Annotated in this window: 19 protein-coding genes and 2 tRNA genes; 8 read left to right on the top strand and 13 right to left on the bottom strand. The window is 62.6% G+C overall.

Going from position 1 to position 22096, the window contains the following annotated elements:
* Positions 1–30: 30 nt before the first annotated feature.
* A complete protein-coding gene (gene argS / locus NKI54_RS21575; protein WP_352635503.1) occupies positions 31–1788 on the bottom strand; it encodes an arginine--tRNA ligase in 1758 nt (585 codons plus the stop codon).
* Between the two features lie 61 nt (positions 1789–1849).
* Positions 1850–3064: a deoxyguanosinetriphosphate triphosphohydrolase gene (locus NKI54_RS21570; protein ID WP_352692347.1), complete on the bottom strand. Its 1215-nt coding sequence runs from the start codon at positions 3062–3064 to the stop codon at positions 1850–1852.
* A gap of 73 nt (positions 3065–3137) precedes the next feature.
* On the opposite strand from NKI54_RS21570, the gene erpA reads away from it, so the two are divergent.
* The 4 genes from erpA to NKI54_RS21550 all read left to right on the top strand — a co-directional run bounded on the left by erpA (position 3138) and on the right by NKI54_RS21550 (position 5097).
* Positions 3138–3485, top strand: coding sequence for an iron-sulfur cluster insertion protein ErpA (gene erpA, locus NKI54_RS21565; protein WP_352692346.1), 348 nt, complete (start codon positions 3138–3140; stop codon positions 3483–3485).
* A 2-nt stretch (positions 3486–3487) separates the two neighbouring features.
* Complete coding sequence (locus tag NKI54_RS21560) at positions 3488–3877, top strand: VOC family protein (protein ID WP_352470415.1); 390 nt, start codon at positions 3488–3490, stop codon at positions 3875–3877.
* Positions 3878–3907: 30 nt separating this feature from the next.
* The gene (gene xth, locus NKI54_RS21555; protein ID WP_352692345.1) at positions 3908–4702 is read left to right on the top strand and encodes an exodeoxyribonuclease III; all 795 of its coding nucleotides are present in this window, start codon (positions 3908–3910) and stop codon (positions 4700–4702) included.
* Between the two features lie 77 nt (positions 4703–4779).
* On the top strand, positions 4780–5097 hold the full coding sequence (locus NKI54_RS21550) for a hypothetical protein (RefSeq protein ID WP_352692344.1): 318 nt from the start codon (positions 4780–4782) through the stop codon (positions 5095–5097).
* 23 nt (positions 5098–5120) lie between these two features.
* Here the strand turns inward: NKI54_RS21550 and NKI54_RS21545 are convergent, their stop codons facing one another.
* From NKI54_RS21545 to NKI54_RS21510, 8 genes are all read right to left on the bottom strand, one after another.
* Entirely contained in the window at positions 5121–5957 is an 837-nt protein-coding gene (locus NKI54_RS21545) for a tetratricopeptide repeat protein (RefSeq protein WP_023678939.1), read from the bottom strand.
* Complete coding sequence (gene ilvD / locus NKI54_RS21540; protein ID WP_352692343.1) at positions 5944–7668, bottom strand: dihydroxy-acid dehydratase; 1725 nt, start codon at positions 7666–7668, stop codon at positions 5944–5946. The genes NKI54_RS21545 and ilvD overlap by 14 nt, the downstream gene beginning before the upstream one ends.
* Positions 7669–7947: 279 nt before the next feature.
* On the bottom strand, positions 7948–9168 hold the full coding sequence (locus tag NKI54_RS21535) for an OmpP1/FadL family transporter (protein ID WP_352587853.1): 1221 nt from the start codon (positions 9166–9168) through the stop codon (positions 7948–7950).
* A gap of 403 nt (positions 9169–9571) precedes the next feature.
* The gene (locus NKI54_RS21530) at positions 9572–12355 is read right to left on the bottom strand and encodes a valine--tRNA ligase (RefSeq protein ID WP_352587850.1); all 2784 of its coding nucleotides are present in this window, start codon (positions 12353–12355) and stop codon (positions 9572–9574) included.
* A 386-nt stretch (positions 12356–12741) separates the two neighbouring features.
* The gene (locus NKI54_RS21525; protein ID WP_352587847.1) at positions 12742–13623 is read right to left on the bottom strand and encodes a DUF2497 domain-containing protein; all 882 of its coding nucleotides are present in this window, start codon (positions 13621–13623) and stop codon (positions 12742–12744) included.
* Positions 13624–13822: 199 nt separating this feature from the next.
* The gene (locus NKI54_RS21520) at positions 13823–15214 is read right to left on the bottom strand and encodes a TolC family outer membrane protein (protein ID WP_352587844.1); all 1392 of its coding nucleotides are present in this window, start codon (positions 15212–15214) and stop codon (positions 13823–13825) included.
* A 186-nt stretch (positions 15215–15400) separates the two neighbouring features.
* Positions 15401–16069 (bottom strand): protein-L-isoaspartate O-methyltransferase family protein, encoded by a 669-nt coding sequence (locus tag NKI54_RS21515; protein WP_352568867.1) that lies wholly within the window; start codon positions 16067–16069, stop codon positions 15401–15403.
* Positions 16070–16158: 89 nt separating this feature from the next.
* A tRNA-Cys gene (locus NKI54_RS21510) sits at positions 16159–16232 on the bottom strand.
* 217 nt (positions 16233–16449) lie between these two features.
* Between NKI54_RS21510 and NKI54_RS21505 the strand changes: the two genes are divergently transcribed.
* A complete protein-coding gene (locus NKI54_RS21505) occupies positions 16450–16650 on the top strand; it encodes a hypothetical protein (protein WP_156937330.1) in 201 nt (66 codons plus the stop codon).
* A 64-nt stretch (positions 16651–16714) separates the two neighbouring features.
* Here NKI54_RS21505 and NKI54_RS21500 read toward each other — a convergent pair whose 3' ends face one another.
* Positions 16715–16975: a hypothetical protein gene (locus NKI54_RS21500; protein ID WP_023676401.1), complete on the bottom strand. Its 261-nt coding sequence runs from the start codon at positions 16973–16975 to the stop codon at positions 16715–16717.
* 220 nt (positions 16976–17195) lie between these two features.
* On the opposite strand from NKI54_RS21500, the gene NKI54_RS21495 reads away from it, so the two are divergent.
* Positions 17196–17270: transfer RNA gene (locus tag NKI54_RS21495), tRNA-Asn, on the top strand.
* A 511-nt stretch (positions 17271–17781) separates the two neighbouring features.
* On the opposite strand, the gene NKI54_RS21490 is transcribed toward NKI54_RS21495, so the two are convergent.
* A complete protein-coding gene (locus NKI54_RS21490; protein WP_023676402.1) occupies positions 17782–18675 on the bottom strand; it encodes a LysR family transcriptional regulator in 894 nt (297 codons plus the stop codon).
* Positions 18676–18855: 180 nt separating this feature from the next.
* Between NKI54_RS21490 and NKI54_RS21485 the strand changes: the two genes are divergently transcribed.
* Entirely contained in the window at positions 18856–19506 is a 651-nt protein-coding gene (locus NKI54_RS21485) for a hydrolase (protein WP_352451920.1), read from the top strand.
* Positions 19507–19941: 435 nt separating this feature from the next.
* Here the strand turns inward: NKI54_RS21485 and NKI54_RS21480 are convergent, their stop codons facing one another.
* Positions 19942–20811: a LysR family transcriptional regulator gene (locus NKI54_RS21480; protein ID WP_352635522.1), complete on the bottom strand. Its 870-nt coding sequence runs from the start codon at positions 20809–20811 to the stop codon at positions 19942–19944.
* 85 nt (positions 20812–20896) lie between these two features.
* Between NKI54_RS21480 and NKI54_RS21475 the strand changes: the two genes are divergently transcribed.
* The gene (locus tag NKI54_RS21475) at positions 20897–21970 is read left to right on the top strand and encodes an alkene reductase (RefSeq protein WP_031211698.1); all 1074 of its coding nucleotides are present in this window, start codon (positions 20897–20899) and stop codon (positions 21968–21970) included.
* Positions 21971–22096 lie beyond the last annotated feature (126 nt).

Raw genomic sequence — 22096 nt, 5'->3', positions numbered from 1 at the left:
GGCAAAAGGTGACAGGTTTTTTACTCAAACCTAACGCATTTCGGTGGGCGCATTGGCTCCGATCAGCGTCAGGCCGGACGTCAAAACGTCCGAAACAGCCTGCACCAGCCCTAGTCTGGCATGCGTCAATTGTCGGTCGTTAACCTTAACAAAACGTAAGTCGGGATTATCGGTGCCCCGGTTCCAGTGTCCGTGGAAGCTGGAAGCGAGTTCGTAGAGGTAAAATGCCAGCCGGTGGGGCTCGAGCGCGAGCGCCGCGGCTTCGATCAGCCGAGGATATTCGGCGAGCTTCCTGATCAGGCCGATCTCCCCCTCATCGGTCAGCAAAGCCACTTCGGCGGCCAGCTGGTTGCGGTCGAACATGGCCTCGCCCAATTGCTCGCTCGCCTGCCGGAATACCGAATGGCAGCGCGCCGAGGCATACTGCACATAGAACACCGGATTGTCCTTCGACTGCTCGGTCACCTTGGCGAAGTCGAAGTCGAGCGGCGCGTCGTTCTTGCGGTAGAGCATCATGAAGCGGATCGGGTCGCGGCCGACCTCCTCCACCACTTCGCGCAAGGTCACGAACTCGCCCGACCGCTTCGACATACGTACCGGCTCGCCGGCGCGAAACAGCCTCACCAACTGGCAAAGCAGCACGGTAAGCTTGACCTCGTCGCCGGCAATCGCCCGGGCAAGCGCTTCCAGCCGTTTCACGTAGCCGCCATGATCGGCGCCAAGCACATAGATCAGGTCGACGAAGCCGCGATCGACCTTGTCCTTGAGGTAGGCGACATCGGCGGCGAAATAGGTGAAGGTGCCGTCCGACTTGACCAGCGCCCGGTCCATGTCGTCGCCGACCGCGGTCGAGCGGAACAGCGTCTGCTCGCGATCCTCCCAGTCGTCCGGCTTCTCGCCCTTGGGCGGCGGCAGCTTGCCCTTGTAGATGTGGCCCTTCAGCGTCAGGTCGTTGATCGCCGAGCGAATCTTCTTGGCATTGTTGGCATGCAATGTGCGCTCTGAGAAAAAGACGTCGTGATGCACGTTGAGCAGCGCCAGATCCTCGCGGATCATCGCCATCATCGCATCGATCGTTCTGTCCTTGACGATGGCAAGCGCCTCTTCGTCCGGCATCTGCAGCAGGGAGCGGCCGAATTCGCTGGCCAGCGCCTGACCAACGGGGATCAGATAGTCGCCTGGATAAAGCCCGGCCGGAATGTCGCCGATCTCATCGCCGAGCGCTCCGCGGTAGCGCAGCATGACCGAGCGTCCGAGCACGTCGATCTGCGAACCGGCATCGTTGATGACGTATTCCTTGGTCACGTCGTAACCGGCGAAGGCCATCAGATTGGCCAGCGCGTCGCCGACTACAGCACCCCGGCAATGGCCGACATGCATCGGGCCGGTCGGGTTGGCCGAGACATATTCGACATTGGTTTTCTTGCCGCCGCCGATAGTCGAGCGGCCATAGTTGCGGCCTTCGCCGAGCATCGCCGTCAGATGCGCCTGCCAGAAGCCGTCCTTGAGCCTGAGATTGACGAAGCCCGGGCCGGCGATCTCGGCGGCCGCGATATCCTCGTCGGCGCGCAGCGCCTCGGCCAGCCTTTCGGCCAGCGCGCGCGGGTTCTGGCCGGTCGGCTTGGCCAACACCATGGCTGCGTTGGTCGCGAGATCGCCATGGCTGGCATCGCGCGGCGGCTCGACGGCGATGCGCGACAGGTCCGGCGACACGCCATCCTTGTCTTTCAAATCAAGCGCTTCGACGGCCTTTATGATTCGCGCGTTGAAATCGGCGAAGATGTTCATTGCTGTGGCTCTGACGGTTTTGCAGGAATCCGGCTCGTTGGCCGGCAAAATCGCGCCCGCCCTAGCTCAAATCCGGCGTATGGTCAAACAAACGCCTGTGTTCCTTGAGTGCATAAGTGTCCGTCATGCCGGCCAGGAAATCGGCAACACTGCGCGCCTTGGCGCGGTCCTCTGCCCGGTCGAGCCCTTCGCGCCAGCCATCCGGCATAGCGCGCGGATCGGCGAAATAGACGTCGAACAGGTCCCTGACGATCTGGTCGGCATCGGCGCGCACCCGCATGACCTCCGCATGCCGGTAGAGGTGCTTGTAGAGAAAGGCCTTCAGCTCCTTTTCCAATACGGCCGTCTCGGCGGAGAAGCTCACCATCGGCTCGCCGGCCGCCCTTACCGCTTCGGCGCTGCCGGGCTTGATGCGCGCCAGATTGGCTGTCGTCGAGACGATCACGTCCTCGACCATGATAGTGATCTGCCGGCGCATCAGCTCGTGGCCGGTGCGTACGTCATCGAGCGCCGGATAGCGCTGACGCACGCCCTTGAGGATCGACCCCGGCAGCGAGACGCCCTCCAGCATATCCAGCGTCAACAGCCCTGCCCTCAAGCCGTCATCGATGTCGTGGGTGTTGTAGGCGATGTCGTCGGCAATCGCCGCACACTGCGCCTCGATACCAGCGAAGCGGTCGAGCTCGAGGTCGTGCAGTTCGGAATAGTCGCGGATAGCCTGCGGCACCGGCCCCTTCAGCCCTTTGCCCTTGGCATCGGTCAGCGGGCCATTGTGCTTGACCAGCCCCTCCAGCGTTTCCCAGGTGAGGTTCAGCCCATCGAACTCGGCATAGCGCCGCTCCAGCCGCGTCACCACACGCAGCGACTGCGCATTGTGGTCGAAGCCGCCCCAGGCGGCCATCTTCTCGTTCAGCGCGTCCTCGCCGGTATGACCGAAGGGCGTGTGGCCGAAGTCGTGCACCAGGGCCACCGCCTCGGCTAGGTCCTCGTCGCCGCGCAGCGCCCGCGCCAGAGCGCGTGCGATTTGCGCGACCTCGATCGAATGCGTCAGCCTCGTGCGGTAATGGTCGCCTTCGTGTGCGACGAACACTTGCGTCTTGTGCTTCAGCCGGCGGAACGCCGTCGAATGGATGATGCGGTCGCGGTCGCGCTGGAACGGCGTGCGCGTCGGGCTTTCCACCTCGTCGAACAGCCGCCCGCGCGACTTCGCCGGGTCGCTGGCATAGGCCGCGCGCGGCCGATAGCCGAATCCGATGTCGCCCAACTCGTTGGTCATAGCGTATGCCGCAGTTGACTTGCCCCGTCGCGCTTCATACCTATCATACGAAACCGAATGCAAGGTGACGCCCATGGGCGCTGATGCCAAGACCGCCATGAAAGTCGAGATGACCGACGCCGCCGCCAGGCGGATCGCCAAGATTGTAGCGAGCGAAGCCGGTAAGACGGCCGTGCGCGTTTCGGTCGAGGGCGGCGGCTGTTCCGGCTTCTCCTACAAGTTCGACCTGGTCGACAGGCGCAATGACGACGACGTCGCCATCGAAAAGGACGGCGCCACCGTGCTGATCGACAACCTGTCGCTGGTCTATATGGGCGGCTCGGTGATCGATTTCGTTGACGATCTGATGGGCCAGTCGTTCCAGATCAGAAACCCCAATGCGGTCGCCTCCTGCGGCTGCGGCACCAGCTTCTCGATCTAGAAATGCCCGACATCGGCGCGGTCCGTCAGGTCGCGCTTTCCGCCGGGCGCGACCTCGATGCGACACTGGCGTTCTGGCGCGAGGTGCTCGGCATGAACCTGCATGCGCGTTTCGATCCGCCGGGCATCGCCTTTATCATGGCCGGTGACGTGCGCCTGCTTTTCACCGACGGCCTGCCTGCCGGCACCGTCTATCTCGACATATCGGGCCTCGACGAGTTCCACGCTTCGGCAAGGGCCGCCGGTGTTCCCTTCACCGCGCCGCCGGCGCTCGTCCATCGCGACACCGAAGGCCTGTTCGGCCAGGCGGGGGAAAGCGAATGGATGGCCTTCCTAAAGGACCCGGCAGGCAATACGATCGGCCTTGTCGAACGTCATCCACCGGATCGCTAGTCTCCGGACCACCAGCCTATCGAGGCCGTCATGAAAATCGTCACCTGGAACATCAACGGCGTTCGCGCCCGCATCGGCAATTTGACCCATTGGCTGACGGAAAGCGCGCCCGACATCGCCTGCCTGCAGGAGATCAAGACGGTCGACGAGCAGTTTCCTCGCGCCGAGATCGAGGCGCTCGGCTACAATGTCGAGACTTACGGCCAAAAAGGCTTCAACGGCGTCGCCATCCTGTCGAAGCTGCGTTTCGACGAGGTCAATCGCGGCTTGCCGGGCGACGATGCCGACGAGCAGGCGCGTTTCATCGAGGGCGTGTTCTCGACCGACAAGGGCGCCTTGCGCGTTGCCTCGATCTATCTGCCGAACGGCAACCCGATCGACGACGAGAAGAAGTTCTCCTACAAGCTTTCCTGGATGGCGCGACTTGAGCGCTGGGCCGAGGAGCGGCTTGCTCTGGAAGAGCCGCTGGTCCTGGCCGGCGACTACAATGTCATTCCCGAGCCGATCGACGCGAAATATCCGGAAAACTGGCTAAGCGATGCGCTGTTCCAGCCCGCGACGCGGCAGGCGTTCCGGCGGCTGAAGAATCTCGGCTTCACCGAAGCCATGCGTGCCGTCACCGACGCCCCGGACATTTTTACGTTCTGGGACTATCAGGCCGGCGCCTGGCAGAAGAACAACGGCATCCGCATCGACCATTTGCTTCTGTCGCCCGAAGCCGCCAACTGGTTTTCCTCGGCTTCGATCGAAAAACAGGTGCGCGCCTGGGAAAAACCCTCCGACCACGTGCCGGTGGCGATCGATCTGGCGCTGCAGCCGGCCTGACCGGAGCTGCTGTCCGGCGGCACATTGATAAGTTGACCTCTTATCGCCACAAATCGCGCGCTTGATGAGAAATCATCATGGTGGCTGGGGTTCCCATGACTACTCGATTTGCACTCTGCCCGATCGGCTGCGCGCTTGCGATGGCGGTGGCGACGCCGGCTTTTGCCGATGCAGAGTGCCTGGCTAACGGAAAATCATTCCAGATCGGCCGGGTCGCCTGCCTGACGGTTGCAGGCCAGAGCCATCTCGCCCGCTGCGACATGGAGCTCAACAACACGTCCTGGATAAAGCTCCGCGACGGCTGCCCGGAGAACACGCTGGCCCCACATCTGCAGGGCACGCCGATCTCAACACCGGCGCCCAGCGGCATGCCGGCGGAACCGACCGACAATTGATCTAAAAACGGAATTCTGCCGACCTATTGGTCGCCGCCACCCTTGGTGAGGATGTCGTCGGCCAGCGAGATCGCGGTGCGGCGGTCGGCTTCGCCGGCGGCCGCAAACGCTTCTTCCTGCATGCCGCGGATCCATGGCTGGTCGGCGGGTGAGGCCCGTTCGAGCGCCGCGGTCATCATCGCCAGCCCCCGCACGATCTTGCCGCTTTGGAAAAGCAGGTTGCCGAGCGTCGCCTGCGCGCCCGCATGGCCCTTTTCGGCCGCCAGCTGGAACCAGCGTCCGGCCTGCTTGACGCTGGCCTTGACGCCGCCCTCACCCTTGAGGAACATCTGGCCCATCTCGAACTGGGCGTTCGGGTTGCGGTAGTTGGCGGCGGCGCGCATGTAATATTCCTGGGCCGCCACCTCGTTCTCCTCGACGGGGCTGCCGGGAATGCCCTTCCTCAGATAGTCGCCAAGCGCCACCAGCGCGTCCGAAACATAGCTTTCCTCGGGCGAACCGGGCTCGACATCCTGGTCGACGATCTCGCTGAAGAACTTGAATGCCGCGTAGTCGTCTCGCGCCACGCCATCGCCTTCGGCATACATGCGCGCAAGCTTCCAGGTGGCGCCGATCTGGCCGTTCTCCGCGGCATATTTATACGCTTCCGCAGCCTGCTCCTTATGGCCGTTCTTGTAGGCGGAAAAGCCGAACTGGAACACCGCCCAAGGGCTCGACTGCGGCTTCACGCCGGTCTTGTCGTCGAACACCTTATCGTCGAAGGCCATGGCCTGGCCGACGGCGCCCAAGGTCGCGCCAAACGTGGCGAGCGCAACCAGTGCCGAAAGGACAGACGACCTCAACAACTCAGATGTCCGCATAGCAGTGTGTTTCTTTGGCACCGCCGGGATGGGTGACCGCGCCGTCGCGGGCAGATCCGACCGTCTGTGCGTATTTCCAGATCGCGCCCGACTGATAGTCGGTCGTGCGCGCCTTCCATGCTTTTGCCCTCGCCGCCAGTTCGGCTTTGGACAATGCAACCTCGATCGTGCCGTTCACCGCATCGATCGAGATCAAGTCGCCATCCCTAAGCAGCCCGATCGGGCCGCCCACTGCCGCTTCCGGCCCGACATGGCCGATGCAGAAACCGCGCGTTGCGCCCGAAAAACGCCCGTCGGTGATGAGCGCCACCTTGCCGCCCATGCCCTGGCCGTAGAGAGCCGCCGTCGTCGACAGCATTTCGCGCATGCCCGGGCCGCCGCGCGGACCCTCGTAACGGATGACGAGAACCTCGCCTTCTCTATAGTTGCGATGCGTAACCGCTTCGAAACATTCCTCTTCCGAATCGAAGCAGCGCGCCGGACCCGAGAATTTCAGCTCCGCCATACCAGCGACCTTCACGATCGCGCCTTCGGGGGCAAGGTTACCCTTCAAGCCCACGACCCCGCCGGTCTGGGTAATCGGCCTGTTGGCGGGACGGACCACATCCTGGCTGTCATTCCAGGAAACATGTTCCATATTTTCGGCCAAAGTGCGGCCGGTCACCGTCAGGCAATCGCCATGAAGATAGCCATGGTCGAGCAGCGTCTTCATCAAGAGCGGAATGCCGCCGGCCTCGAACATGTCCTTGGCGACGTATTTGCCGCCCGGCTTGAGGTCGGCGATATAGGGTGTTTTCTCGAATATCTTGGCCACGTCGAAAAGATCGAACTTTATCCCGGCCTCGTGCGCGATCGCCGGCAGATGCAGCGCCGCGTTGGTCGAGCCGCCGGTGGCCGAGACCACGGTCGCGGCATTTTCCAACGCTTCTATGGTAACGATGTCGCGCGGGCGGATGTTCCTTGCGATCAACTCCATGATCTTTTCGCCGGAAGCGAAATTGAAGCGGTCGCGCATCTCGTAGGGTGCCGGCGCGCCGCAGGAATAGGGCAGCGCCAGGCCGATCGCCTCAGCGACGGTGGCCATGGTATTGGCGGTGAACTGGGCGCCGCAGGAGCCGGCCGACGGACAGGCGGCTTGCTCGATCTCGAGCAGCTCGGCGTCGCCGATCGTGCCGACCGAATGCTGGCCGACCGCCTCGAACACGTCCTGCACGGTGATCTGCCGGCCACGGTAGCTGCCGGGCAGTATCGAGCCGCCATAGATGAAGATCGACGGTACATTGAGGCGCACCATGGCCATCATCATGCCGGGCAGCGACTTGTCGCAACCGGCCAATCCAACCAGCGCATCGTAGCAATGGCCGCGCATGGTGAGCTCGACCGAGTCCGCGATGACCTCGCGCGACACCAGCGACGACTTCATGCCCTGATGACCCATGGCGATGCCGTCGGTGACGGTGATGGTGCAGAATTCGCGTGGCGTGCCGCTGGCGGCCGCCACGCCCTTCTTGACCACTTGCGCCTGGCGCATCAGTGAGATGTTGCAGGGCGCGGCCTCGTTCCAGCAGCTGGCGACACCGACCAGAGGCTGCGCGATCTCGGCCGCCGACAGCCCCATCGCATAAAGGTAGGAGCGATGCGGCGCCCGCTCGGGACCAACGGTCACGTGGCGGCTCGGCAGCTTGGCCTTGGAGATCGCTCTGGCGTCCATACTCGTCCTTGCCGCGGGCGGTGCGGCCTGCCTCTTCGCCTAGCCTTTTGGCGCATGTCCCGAGACAAGTTCGAGGTGCGCCGGGTTTATGGCGGGAAATGGGCAATGTTCCCGGGCGGCCGGGTGGCGCGAGGGTTGTTCAGAAACTGTTGCCAAAACGTCACAATTACAGAAGCGAACATCATGGGGACAATTGTTGCGCCGGCCGAATGCCGGACGCCACGCATCCAACCAACGGCCGGGCAGTGCCCGGCCGTTTTGTCGTTTAAAATTTAATAGTTAGAACTTGATCTTGACGGAAGCCGAACCGGCGAGAAGCAGGTCGTTGCCGTAGGTATAGGTAACGGCATTCGCCACGTCGCCGACACCGCTGAAAGTCGATGACCCGCTCGTCAGCACACCGATCGAGCCGCCGAGCCTGACCTCGACCTGGTCGTTCGGCGAATAGGAGACGCCGCTGGCAACGGCCCAGGTATCCGACTGATAGCCGGAGGTCGTCGAGGTGCCGCGATCCCAGGTCAGCGAAACCACGCCCGACAATTGATCGGTGAACTTGTGCCCGATACCGCCCGTGACCGTCCAGCCGTCGCGATAAAGCAGGTCGAATGAAACGGGCGAGGGCAAACCGGTTACCGGACTGCGCACGCCATTGATGGCAATGACGCCAAGCTTGCTCCACTCCTGCCAGCGGATGGAACCAAAGGCCAGCCAGCCAGGAGCTATACCGCTCTGCAGCTTGAATTCCAGAGCCTGAGGTATTTCAGCCGACGCCGAGACTGGGTACACGCCGGTAGAGCCAGGAACCAGATCCGCCGGAAAGGCGCCCCTGAAGCCGGTAGTGTCGACGGTTCCCGATAGCCCGTCATATTTGTAGCTCGAAGAGTACATCAGGCTGGCGCGCAGGGCGATCTCGGGGATCTCATAGGCTGCGCCCGCACGCCAACCCCATGCCTCGTCCGATAGCTTGAATACGCCGAGGCCGGTATTGCCGAAGGCCAGCAGTGTCTGGCGGGACAGAAACGCGTCGACCTGCTGGTAGGAGACACCGCCGATGAATCGTATGGCGCCCTTGCCGACGTTCACCTTGTAGGAGCAGGTGAAACCGAAATCGTCTGTGTCGACGGCGTATTTGACCGCTGTCGGCGAATAGGCGTTGTTCATGCCGAAATTTGCGTCCGCACCATACGGTCTCGTATAGGTGGCAAGACAGTCTACGGGCTCAAAGATGTTGGCCTTGATGCCGACATGCGGCACCGCATAGTCGCCACCAACATCCACCGCCGACGTCGACAATCCCGAGCCATCCAGACGCTGCACATTCTTGAGTTTGCGCTGTGGCGAAACATAGGTGACGCCTGCGTCGAACGAATATGGCGCCGCGTCGAACAGCTGGTCGATATTGACGCCGCCCCGGTCAAAGCCCCCGGCTTGCACCGTCCCAGCCAAAGCCAGCGAAAAAGCCCCCGCGCCCAGCAGCACTTTCAGACGCGAATAACACATGAATCTCCTCCCCGAAACATCCTTGCATCAAGCTAGAACCAATTCAGGTTAACGGCGCAACAACGAATTCGCCGTGCGTACATGTACACCTTGGCTGAACGCATTTCCGACAAGGTATCGGCCTTCTTACCGAGGCGGGAAAATGGCCGCCACAATACAGATCGACGAGAAAACTCGGGAAAAACCCCTAAATCACTACAAAACAGGGCATTTTGCGTGCCCAGTCAGCCATTGTTACATTACGGCAACAATGGGGCAAAAACATTCAGTTTGCCTCAAGATTTACGCTGCGGAATGCCCGTTTTCGTGGCAGGCGGCCTGTCTGGAAGGCAGATTCGTGACCGGCGAATCTATTGCGGCCAGCAGGCCCAATTTGTTTGATCAGCCGGCCCAATCTGTTCGATCAACCGGCATCGCGCACCCGCGCCAATGCCACCGAAAGCTTCTCTTGCGCCTCGCGATATTCGGCGAGTTTTTCACGCTCGGCCTCCACCACCTCTTCCGGCGCGTTGGCGACGAATTTCTCGTTGGACAGCTTCTTGTAGAGCCGCGCTATTTCCTCGGTCACCTTCGCAAGCTCCTTGTGCAGGCGCGCTGCCTCGGCGGCAAGGTCAATCAGGCTGCCGAGCGGCAGACAGATCGTCGCCTCGTTGACCACGATCTGGGCGGATCCCCTCGGTGGCGCCTCGGCGAGCGAGATGTCGCCGACCCGCGCCAGACGCTTGATGGCCGAGCCCTGACGCTCGAGCCTTTCGTGTGTCGCGTCGTTGGCGCCGATCACCACGAGCGGTGCGATAGCCGCCGGCGGCACGTTCATCTCCGAACGCACCGAGCGGATGCCGGAGACAAGGTCGACCAGCCAGTTGATGTCGGCGGCGGCCGCCTCGTCCTCGAAGTCGGGCGACGGCCATGCCGCATGACAAAGCAGCGATTGCCGTTGCCTGCCCTCGCCGGCGGTTTCGGCCCACAGTTCCTCGGTCATGAACGGCATCATCGGATGCAGCAGCTTGTAGATCTCGTCGAGTACGAAGGCGACGCATGCCCTGCTCTCGGCCTTGGCGGCCTCGTCGGTGCCCATGAACACCGGCTTCAGCAGTTCCAGGTACCAGTCGCAGAACTGGTTCCAGACGAAGCGGTAGGCGGCACCCGCCGCCTCGTTGAAGCGGTATGAGGTGATACCGTCGGTTATGTCGCGCGCGGCTCGCGTCAGCTCCGTCAAGATCCAGCGGTTGACCGCCAGCTTGGCGTCCTGCAGCCAGAAATCGTCGTCGCGCGCCACTTCGTTCATCTCGGCGAAGCGCGTCGCGTTCCACAGCTTGGTGCCGAAATTGCGATAACCGGCAATGCGGGCCGGATCGAGCTTAACGTCGCGCCCTTGCGCTGCCATCACCGTCAAGGTGAAGCGCAGCGCATCGGCGCCGTATTCGTCGATGAGCTCGAGCGGATCGATGACGTTGCCTTTCGACTTCGACATCTTCTGCCCGTTCTTGTCGCGAACCAGCGCATGGACATAGACGGTATGAAACGGCTCCTGGTCCATGAAATGCAGGCCCATCATCATCATGCGGGCGACCCAGAAGAAGATGATGTCGAAACCGGTCACCAGCACGTCGGTCGGGTAATAGGTCTTCAGCGCCGGCGTCTGGTCCGGCCAGCCAAGCGTCGAGAACGGCCACAGCGCCGACGAGAACCATGTATCGAGCACGTCCTCGTCGCGGGTCAGGATCTCGCCAGGCTGGAAATTCTCGAGCTTGTCCTCGACCCAGGCCTTCCATGGCCCTTCCAGCGCCAAATAGTATTCGACGGCGGCACCGAGCGCCTCTTCCTCGGTCTTTTCGACAAAGACATGCCCGTCCGGCCCGTACCAGGCAGGGATCTGGTGGCCCCACCAGAGCTGGCGCGAAATGCACCAGGGCTGGATGTTTTCCATCCAGTCGAAATAGGTCTTTTCCCAGTTTTTGGGCACGAAATTGGTGCGGCCCTCGCGCACCGAGGCGATCGCCGGCTTGGCCAGTTCCGCCGCATTGACATACCATTGGTCGGTCAGAAACGGCTCGATCGGCACGCCGCCGCGGTCGCCGTGCGGCACCGTGTGGCGATGCGGCTCGACCTTTTCGAGAAAGCCGCCCGCCTGCATCAACTCGACGATCTTCTTACGCGCATCGAAACGGTCCAGGCCGTCGAGGCTGTCCCAGACGGCCTGGCGCTCCGGCGTCACGTCCAGTCCGGCGAGAAAGTCCTCATTGTCCTTGAGGCTCACCGCCGCATTGACGGTGAGGATGTTGACCGCCGGCAGCCGGTGGCGCTTGCCGACCTCGAAATCATTGAAGTCATGCGCCGGCGTGATCTTGACCGCACCGCTACCTTTTTCGGGATCGGAATACTCGTCCGCCACCACCGGGATCCTGCGGCCGACGATCGGCAGGATGAGGTTCTTGCCGACGAGATGCCGGAAACGCTCGTCGTCGGGGTGGACGGCGACAGCCGTATCGCCCAGCATCGTCTCCGGTCGGGTCGTCGCAACGGTAATGAAGGTCTTCGGATTTTCCGGATCGAAGGTCATGCCTTCGACCGGATAGCGGAAGTGCCAGAGGTTGCCGTTGACTTCCTGCTGCTCGACCTCGAGATCCGAGATGGCGGTCAACAGCTTCGGGTCCCAGTTCACAAGGCGCTTGTCCTTGTAGATCAGCCCTTCCTTGTAGAGCGTCACGAACACTTCGAGCACGGCCTTGGATAAGCCCTCGTCCATGGTGAAGCGCTCCCGGCTCCAGTCGGCCGAGGCCCCGAGCCGCTTCAGCTGGTTGAGGATGGCGCCGCCGGACTCGGCCTTCCACTCCCACACCTTGTCGATGAACTCATCTCGCGTCAGGTCGCGGCGGTGGATCTGCTTTTCCATAAGCTGGCGCTCTACCACCATCTGCGTGGCGATGCCGGCATGGTCCATGCCTGGTTGCCAAAGAACGTTCTTGCCGCGCATGCGCTCGAAGCGCACCAGAATGTCCTGCAGCGTGTTGTTGAGCGCATGACCCATATGCAGCGAGCCGGTGACATTCGGCGGCGGGATGACGATGGTGAAGGCTTCAGCCCCCTCCTCGGCCCCGGCGCCGGCCCGAAAGGCGTCGGCCTCTTCCCAGATCCTGGCAATCTTCGGCTCGACGGCTTTGGCGTCGTAGGTCTTTTCGAGCATGGGAAAACGGTCCGCGCTGTCCGGAATTTGTGGTCCGGTGTAAATCGGAAGGTTGTTGCCAAGTCAACCGCAAGGGCATGGCCGATAGATAGCGCCGGGATGGTTCGGCGCAACTCGCGGAACTGAATGTTGCACGGCAATCGCTTCAGGTTTGCGCTGCCCCTCATTGCCCTGCCGGGCATTTCTCCCCGTATAGTGACGGGGAGAAAGACGCCTGTACTGAAGCTCTCGCCAATCACGAACGTTGCGGAAAAGGCGCCTAAATTGCGGTCAACCCCTTCTCCCCGTCACTATACGGGGAGAAGGTGCCGGCAGGCGGATGAGGGGCAGCGCCGACTTCGACAATTCGCCGGTCGAGCGCCGCCTATTGGCGGCTCTCCGAATTGCTACTGCGCGCCGCGCGCGACGCGCTCGATTTCCTCGCGCACCAGCCGCTCGACCAGCGTCGGCAGGTTGTTGTCCAGCCAGTCCTGCAGCATGGGCCGCAGCATCTCCTCGGCCATCTCGTCGAAGGTCTTCTTGCTACGGCTGGCAAACGCATCGGAAAGCTCGCCGAAGGCGGCGGCAACCTGCCGGCCCGTATGCTCCGAAAGGATCGCCGGACGCACGGGCGGCGCCTCGCTGGCCGCCGGACGCGCCAATCCGATTTTCGAAGATTCCGGGCCGATTTTCGAAGATTCCGGGCCGATTTTCGAAGGCTCCGGGCCGCTTTCCAAAGGCTCCGGCCCAATTTCCGAAGGCTCCGGCACAGATCCAGCAGTCGCCTCGTTCTCAATAACCTCGGCTTTCGGCTCGGCGTCCGGCGTCCGGAGTGGCTCGGCGCGCTCCGGCTTGGCCATCGCGTCGCCGACCGCGGCGATCTCGCGCCGCCAATCGGCGATGATGGTGTCGGTCGTCTCGGCAGCCTTGGCTGTCGCAGGCCGATCCGGCTTTGCGGGCGGTTCGGGAGCGGCGTTCACCTCAGCCAGCGTCACCGCTGCCTTTACCGGGCCGGGGCGCACCGGCGTTTCCAGGCGCTCAATGACCGGCGCGGCCGTTGGCTGCACCTCGGCGCGCGTGGCCGGCTTGGCGATCTCCAGTCCGCCGCGCAGTTCGGAGCGGAACGCATCCGCCTCCGCTGCTGCCGGCGCCGGTTGCAGATCCTGGCGCAGCTCGTCCGCGTCGCCCGGCTGCTTGCGGCCGGTATCGCTGTCCTCGATGATCCTTCTGATGGAAGCCAGTATTTCTTCCATGGAAGGTTCGCGCTGTACGCTGCTTGCCGTCGCCATCGTCACATCCGCCGCCCTTGTGACTCGTTCTCAGATTTCCTGTCCGGCAATGCCGGATTCGAATCATGGCAACAGCGTAACCGACGGAACGGCTTGCGAGAATCCCCAATCTGGCGACATCTCGGATTTCAACAGATTAGGGTCGGGAGTTGAAAGCCCGCGCGTCGTTCGAGCGCGGGCTGAAAACACGGCTTGGCGATCAGCGGCCGTCCGGCGTGCGCAGGCCGATCCACTTGTCCTTGACGGCGTTGTAATGCTCTTCGGGCCTGTACTTCGTCACGTTGAGCGCAAGGCGGTCTGCCGACAAATGGCCAACCGCCGAGAGGATGGCATAGCTCGCCACCACCACGTCGCGTTCGGCGCTGACAAGATTGATCTTGGCAGTGATGAGGGTCGCCTGCGCGTTGAGCACGTCGAGCGTGGTGCGCTGGCCGACATTGCGCTCTTCGATGACGCCGTTCAGGGCAAGCTGCGCGGCGGCGACCACCTGCCGGTTGGCCGTGACGCTTTGCTGCGCGGCGGTGTATTGCGACCATGCCGAGGTCACCGCCTGGCGCACGGTGTCGCGGCTGACATCGACCTCGATACGGGCCTGGCTAAGTGATTCCTTTGATTGGCGAACCAATGCCGAGGTCCGGCCGCCGGAATAGATCGGTATCGTCAATGTCGCGCCGATGTTCGCCGAATTGGTTACGCCATCCTGTGTCGAGGAGAGCGAGCCGGGCGCGGTGCCGCGAAAGGCGCTCGAAACACCCGCCGACGCCGATAGTTGCGGCAGCAACGCGCCCTCTGCCGACTTCACCGAAAACCCCGCCGCGTCGACCAGATGCGCGGTGGCGAGGATGGCCGGATGCTCGGCCGATGCGATCGCGATCGCCGCATCGAGGCTCGACGGCAACAGCTTCGACACCGGCGAAGCCGGCCTGAGCCTGCCCGGCTCGTCGCCGACGATCTGGCGATAGGTCGCAGCGCTTGCCAGAGCCGTCGCGCGGGCGGCGCTCAACTGCGCCACCGCGGAGGCACGCTGGGCGTCGGCTTGCGCGACGTCGGTGCGCGTACCTTCGCCGACCTCGAAGCGCGAACGCGCCGCACGCGCCTGCTCGGTCAGGAATTGCAGATTCTGTTCGGTCAGCACGGCGACCTGGCGGTCGCGGATAACGTCCATATAGGCGCTTGCCGCGTTGAAAAGAGTGTTTTCTTCGGCGTTGCGCAGGCTTTCGAACGAAGCGCGGACCCGCGATTCGGCGGCCGCCACATTGTTCCTGGTCTGAAAACCGTCAAACAGCGTCTGGTCGATCTCGACGCCGAAGTTGCCGGTGGTCAACGAGATGTTTCGGTGCAACCGGTTGCTGTGGCTGGCGGTATAATCGATGCTCGCGGAACCGGTGATGGTCGGGCGCCAGCCCGACTTGGCGATGGCGACGCCCTCGTCGGTGACACGAACGCCGGCGCGTGAAGAATTGAGCGAGGAATTGTTTTGGTAGGCCTTTGAAAGGGCCCCGATGATCGTTTCGGCCGAGGCGGCCATTGGAGACAGCGCTGTCGCCGAAACGAGGACAGCGGTAAAAAGCAACTTGCGTACAGACGGCACGTTATATTCCCTCATTCGTTTTGCACGGGAACTGCGCCACGCTGGCTTCTCCTTCTGATCAGCCGGCGCCGCGTTTTTTATCGTTCCCCCGCTGAAAGCCCCCAGAAACGCCCGGTTATGCAGATCAGCAACGATTGTTCAAACGCAAGCGATCATGACAGCGCCTTCGCTGCAAGGCAAAATCACTCAGAATTCGAAGGCGGGAATGCGTTCGAATCCCGGTAGTGGCTTAATTGCCGCATTAAATGCGCGTCTTCCCGTTACAACCCCTCCAGTCTTAAAAAAAAGCCGGGCTACGCCCGAATTGCCCTGCCCCTCCACGGCGACGAGTCGGCCGCCTTCGGCAAGCTGGTCGAACAGCGCCGCCGGCACCTCCCCGACGCTGCCGCCGATCAGGATGACGTCGTAAGGCGCCTTATCTGCGTGGCCTTGCGGCAGCGGCCCGTGGACCACGGTGACATTGCCGCAACCAAGTGCCGCAAGCGTCGAAGTGGCGGTCTCGGCCAGCGCCGGATCGCTTTCCAGCGCCACCACGGACCTTGCCAGCCGCGACAGGATCGCCGCCGCATAGCCGGTGCCGCAGCCGACATCTAGTGCCGAATCGCTTGGGCCGATATCGGCCAGCTGCATCAGCTTGGCCAATGGCGACGGTTCCATCAGATAGCGCGGACCATCTGCCGTATCGGCAATGCGGATGTCCTCGTCGATATAGGCAAGATCGCGCTGGCCGGCGCCGACAAAGGCCTCGCGCGGCACGACAAGCATCGCCTCGAGCAGCGGTGCGCTGGTCACGTCGGTGGTGCGGATCTGGCCGTCGACCATCTTCACCCGGCGTTCGGCAAAATCAGCGCTCATGTTCCAACCATCCGCTTGCCGCGCAAAGGCCGCGGCTGTTTCGACCGGAACTGAAGCCCCCTGGCGCTGACGCGCGGGAGCTCGGGCATTGGAGGCCTCGCCCGGAATCGAACCGGGGTGCAAGGATTTGCAGTCCTCTGCGTAACCACTCCGCCACGAGGCCTCATTGCTCCCGGCGTTCCACCCGGCTCCAATAGGTTGCGGCGAAAATGCCGTCAAGCGGCCACCATGCATTCCCAACGGTTCCTCGACATTCCATGCCCTGCCTTATCAACGCAATGCCCATGTTAGCAATAACATATTAGCTTATCGTTAAGCATGATTCTGGGCGACGGGAACCCGAAACCGGCGGCCACGTTGGGCAAGGAAGAGGCTCCGCCATGCGTCGAGCAGCTACGAAGGACGGCACGTCGCGCGGATTGTCGCAGTCTGCAGAGCTTGTGCGCTATGCCATCGACCGCCTCAGCATAGAAGGCGCAAACAGCCTGCCGCCGCGCGACCGGGCGCGGCTGGCATCGGCTACCGCCGTTCTCAAGGAGCTTTGCGAACGCCTGGAAAGCTGTTTCGACCAGCCTCGGTGAGGCCTGGACGGACCACGCCGCTCTCCGACATTTTGCCGGATACCGGCCTGTCAGCAGGGCAGTCTCAATCCGGCCGGCGCCGTCGCTCCCACCAGACGACGAAGCGGCGCCGGTGACGGCGCACCAATGCGAATTCGTAGGAGAGCACCAGCAATCCGATCGGCACCATCCAGAAACCCAGGATCGGCAGGAAGCCGAGAATGCCGCCGATGATCAGCACAACGCCGATCGCAATCCTGAGGCCGCGCGAGCGCGGCATGGTGAACTGGCGGCCGAAGACCGAGATTTTCCGGGCCGGTGGCTGTTCGTCGCTCATTGCCGTCATGTGAAATGTCGATCCGTTTGCATCAGTAGCACCATCAGCCGGAGAAAGCCGCAACGGCCTTTTCTGTTCCGTGACAGGCGAGAGACAGCTCATATGAGGGCGCTCGCCGGCCATTGCCAGCAAGCCCTGCGCCAAAAAGCACCGAAAAAATGCGAAATGCTTCTTTGCAAAGCCGAAACGGGTTTGCTATAGGCTGCCCCACTCACGCAAGAGCCTCTGTTCCCCGGTAGCTCAGTGGTAGAGCAACCGGCTGTTAACCGGTTGGTCGCTGGTTCGAATCCGGCCCGGGGAGCCACCGCCTCTTCTACGCCATAGCGCGATATTGCGCGCCAGCGTGCAATTTCTCCCTACGCGTCGATCTCGATAGTCCTGCCTCCAGAGTGTCAGAGCATCGAGGACCGATGAAATCAGGCGTAGAATAGCAGGGCTCGCCCGCCCACGCCTATTCGGCGGCTACCGCGCGGAAATACTGATGACCGGCGGCTTCGCGCCCGAGTGCGCCGTTCAGTTCGCCGCGGCGGCGTCCGAACGTTGCCGCCCGTTATTACTTGCCGTCGCTGCCTCAACGACAGCAGCTTACAGACGGGCGCGAGGTGTTCGTGGACGGCGGATTGCATAGCTTTGAGCCTGCGCGCGCGAGGCGTCGCTGGGACAAAGCGGAGAGGCCTCGCGCCAGATCTGCACAGGCAAGATCTCAACGCCTACTCGGTTGAACATGATCCGCGTGGACGTCGCGCCTGCGGCGTTGCCTGGAGAATTTACCCCCGTGCCTCCTGCCGGTGGGGAGGCTTCGCACCGTTCGTGTCCTAGTTGTCAAGACCCCAAAGATCCGTGTTCCGTTTGAAGTACTCAATTAGCATCTCGGTGAGCACCCGCACTTTCCGCGTGGGATGCTGACCCGGCGGTCGGACGACATACGCGGCCCCCGGAGGTACCGGATAGCGTGTCATGATCGGGACCAGCGCGCCGGAGGCCACATATTCATGTGTGATGCAATCGGGGAGCCAGGCGATGCCGAGACCTGCCGCCGCCGCGGCGGCAAGCGCCGTGGCGCTATCGGCCTTGAACCTGCCCTGCGGCTGGACCGTAACAATCTTGCTGCCATTTATGAACTGCCAGGCTTCCGTTCCCTGCATGAGGGCCTGATGGGTGACGAGTTCGTCCAGAGTCTCGGGTGACCCGTGCACCTCGATATAATCCGGGCTTGCGACAAGCTTTCCATGGATCGGCCCGACGCGCTTCGCGATCAGGTTGGAGTCTTGAAGGTAGGCGCCCCGGATCGCGCAATCGAAACCTTCTGCGATGAGATCGACGAAGCGATCGCTGTAGGAAGTATGGATGTGAAGCTTCGGGTGCAGACGCGCCATTTCCGCGAGCACGGGGGCGAAGTGGGTCGCGCCGAAAGTAAGCGGCATGGCAACCCTCAGGCGGCCGCGCAGCTCACCGGTGGGGAGGATCGTTTCCCGAGCCGTATCGATCTCTGCGCTGGCCCGGGCCGCATGGTCTCTGAACGCGATTCCCGCTTCGGTGAGCGCGGCGCCGCGGGTCGTTCGTGCAAGAAGCTGGACGCCAAGTTCCGCTTCAACCCGAAAGAGCCGCCGACTGACGATTGACTTGGAGACGCCGAGCCGGCGCGCGGCGGCCGATACGCCCCCTGCATCGGCCACTGCGACGAATGTCTGTAGATCTTCGATGTCCAATTCAGCGTTCCTCATTTCGCGACACAGCTTGCCTGATTATGGCACTACTGCATCACCAAAAGGAACGGCAAATTGCGTCCAGGCAACGTCGCCCGCTGGCGCATGTCTCCCGTGAACCCATTGCCGTCCATAGCGGCAGAGAAAGATTGCCGTCCATGGCGGCAGAGAAAGGAAGTCTTGATGACCCCTCGCAACGGCCTTGATTCGCTTCTTCGTCCTGAAGACTCGGTACTCGTTCTGATCGACCACCAGCCTTACCAACTCGCGAACCTGAACAGCCACGATCCGCAAGCTGTGGTCAACAACGCGACCGCGCTGGCGAAGCTAGCAAAAGCCTTCAATGTTCCGACCATTCTCACCAGCGTGATCGCGGGTCGTGGCGGCATCCTCTTCAAGCAGATCACTGACGTCTTCCCGGGGCAGGAAGTGATCGACCGGACTTGGGTGAACACCTGGCAGGACGAGAAGGTGGTGGACGTGGTCAAGGCGACCGGCCGCAAACAACTGATTATCGCAGGCCTTTGGACCGAAGTCTGCGTCGCGATGCCTGTCATCCAAGCCCTCGGCGAAGGCTGGGACGTGTCCGTGATCACCGATGCGTCGGGCGGCGTTTCGACCGAGTCCCACCAGATCGCCATCCAGCGGATGATCGCGGCTGGCGCAAACATGATGACCGTGATGGCGCTCGCTGGCGAATGGCAGCGCGACTGGGCGCGCACCGAGCATGTCGAAGAGCTGACCGAGATTCTCATCCAGCACTTCGGCGGCAGCGGCATCGCCTTCCTGTGGGAGCAACAACTCCTCAAGACGCCTGTGCCGAGCGAAGGCTGATTCGGGCCGGGATGGCGAGCATTTCGGTGAGGGTCGGAATCGATCCGTTTGCCGGCCCTCGCCATCTCACCTCACAGGGAAGCCTTGTGATGCCGAACCCACCTTCACGAGCAGTCGCTCGTCGCACATCCTGGATAGACAGCATCGGGGATGCCGATGGCCGTGAGTTCAGCCGTGCGCACCTCGCCCCGCCCTCGCGGTAGAGCGATGGCCCGCTCCCTGAGCGTCGGTGTCGGCCCGCCGGCGAGGCGTAGGGCTTCTGCGCCGTCCGGTCACGTTTGCGCATTTTTGGCGACTCTGGTGCATTCTGGTGTAGGGGGGTATGGCAAATTCGTATTTCTCAGCTTCATCGACTCCGGCGAGCCACCGTCTTTTCTACGCTAAGGCGCGATGCAGCGCGCCGCCATCCGACTTTTCTCCGCGTAACGATCTGGGTCAAGTTTCCACCAGCCTGGCGGACAGGAATTCGATGAAGCGCTGGGCCTTGGCTGGAATGAGGCGAGTTTCGGTGACGGCGTGAATGCTGACCGCCGATCCCTGCCATTCGGGCAGGACACGCCGGAGCCTGCCCGAGGCCAAATCTTCGGCGACGATCTTCTCGGCAAGCAGGGCGATGCCCTGGTGGTTGACCGCCAGGGCGCGGATCATCCCGACGCTGTTGACAGTGAAGCGGCCTCCAACCTCGACTTCGACCTTGTTCGTCCCCTGATGCAGGGTCCAGATCTTCGGCATGCAGATGCATTCATGCTCCGCCAGATCCGCCGGTGTCGCCGGCTCGTCGGACGCTTCGATGTAGCCAGGAGACGCATAGAGGTGGCGCGCGTGGCGCCCGATCAGGCGAGCGATCAGGCTGGAGTCTTCCAGCTCGCCGATGCGGATCGCTACATCGAACGGCTCGGCCACCAAATCGACGCGGCGCGGGGTCAGGTCGAACTCGAAAGTGATGCCGGGATAGTGCCGCGCGAAATCGACGATGATCGGCGTCAGGTAAAGCGTGGCGAAGTCGACCGGGAGCGAGACCCGCAGGACACCGCTCGGCTGCTCCAGCATCGCGCCGAGCTGCTCGTGTGCGAGCCGTGCCTCGTCGACGATGCGCTTGCTTCGTTCGTAATAGAGCTGGCCGGCCTCGGTGAGCTCGATCTTGCGCGTCGTTCGATGCAGAAGCCTCAGGCCGATCGCCTTCTCCAGCGCGCTGATACGTCGCGACAGAGTCGAGTTGGGCATGCCCAGAGCCTCAGCCGCCTTCCGGAAGCTCCTCGCTCTCGCCACCTCCACGAACAGCGCCATGTCGTTCAAATGGCTCACGCTATTGCTCCATATTTGGAATATTTAATTTCACTTTTGCCAGATTTATCCCGACATTGGAATAGTGGACAAGCGCTCCAGCAAAATGGAGATCCCAATGAGTCCCTTATTCACCCCTGTCCGCGTCGGCCGCTACACTCTGCCTAACCGCCTCGTCATGGCCCCGATGACCCGCAGCCGCGCCGCCTTCGACGGTACGCCGGGCGAGCTGGCCACCGAATATTATTCCCAGCGCGCCGGCGTCGGCCTGATCGTCACCGAAGGCACCCAGCCCTCTGATGACGGCCAGGGCTATCTCACCACACCGGGCATCTACACGCCTGCCCATGTCGCCGGCTGGCGGAAGATCGCTTCCGCCGTGCACGACAAGGGCGGCCGCATCTTCATCCAGCTGATGCACGCCGGGCGCATGTCGCATCCCGACAATACGCTGCATCACCGCCAAGCCGTCGCGCCCTCCGCGATCGCGCCGGGGGCGGGTATGTTCACCATGACCGGGATGCAGGATATTCCCACGCCGCGCGCGCTGACGACCGAAGAGGTGCGCCAGACGGTCGACGATTTCCGCCATGCCGCGCGCTCGGCGGTCGAGGCGGGCGCCGACGGCATCGAGATTCACGGCGCGAACGCCTACCTGGTCCAGCAGTTCTTCGCGCCCAGCGCCAACACGCGCACGGACGAATATGGCGGGTCGATCGAGAAGCGAGCGCGCTTCGCCATCGAAGTCGCCACGGCGATCGCCGAGGAGATCGGCGCGGACCGCACCGCGATCCGCCTTTCACCCGGGACGACGATATGGGGGATCGACGAAGGCGCCGAAGGGCCGGACCTCTACCGCTATCTGGTCGCCGAACTCGACAAGCTCGGGCTCGCTTACGTGCACATCATGCACCAGGGCGACGAGGCGCTGCTGGCCGATATCCGCAAGCTCTGGCACCAATCGCTGATCCTCAATCGGCCAAGTCGTCCGCGTGACCAGATCGGCGCCGACGTAGATTCGGGGCTGGCCGATCAGGAGTCCTACGGCCAGATGGTCCTGGCCAATCCGGACTTTGTGGAACGGTTGAAGACCAATGCGGCGCTGAATGCGGCAGTCCAAGCCACTTTCTATGGTGGCACCGCCCTGGGCTACACCGACTATCTTGCTTTGAGCGCGTAAAGCGCAAGCAAGTAAATCCCCAAGCGCCAGCAGTAGAATAAGCATTTCTCACCCGATGTGGACTGCATAATTAGAAGTTCTTCTTGAGAGATTTCAAACTATATCGTCCAACAGGAAGGAGAAGCC

Origin of the sequence: Mesorhizobium sp. M0663, assembly GCF_040320585.1 — a bacterium.
Classification (GTDB): Bacteria; Pseudomonadota; Alphaproteobacteria; order Rhizobiales; family Rhizobiaceae; genus Mesorhizobium.
The sequence above is the reverse complement of the archived record's forward strand: the minus strand, read 5'-3'. Positions and strand labels throughout refer to the sequence as shown.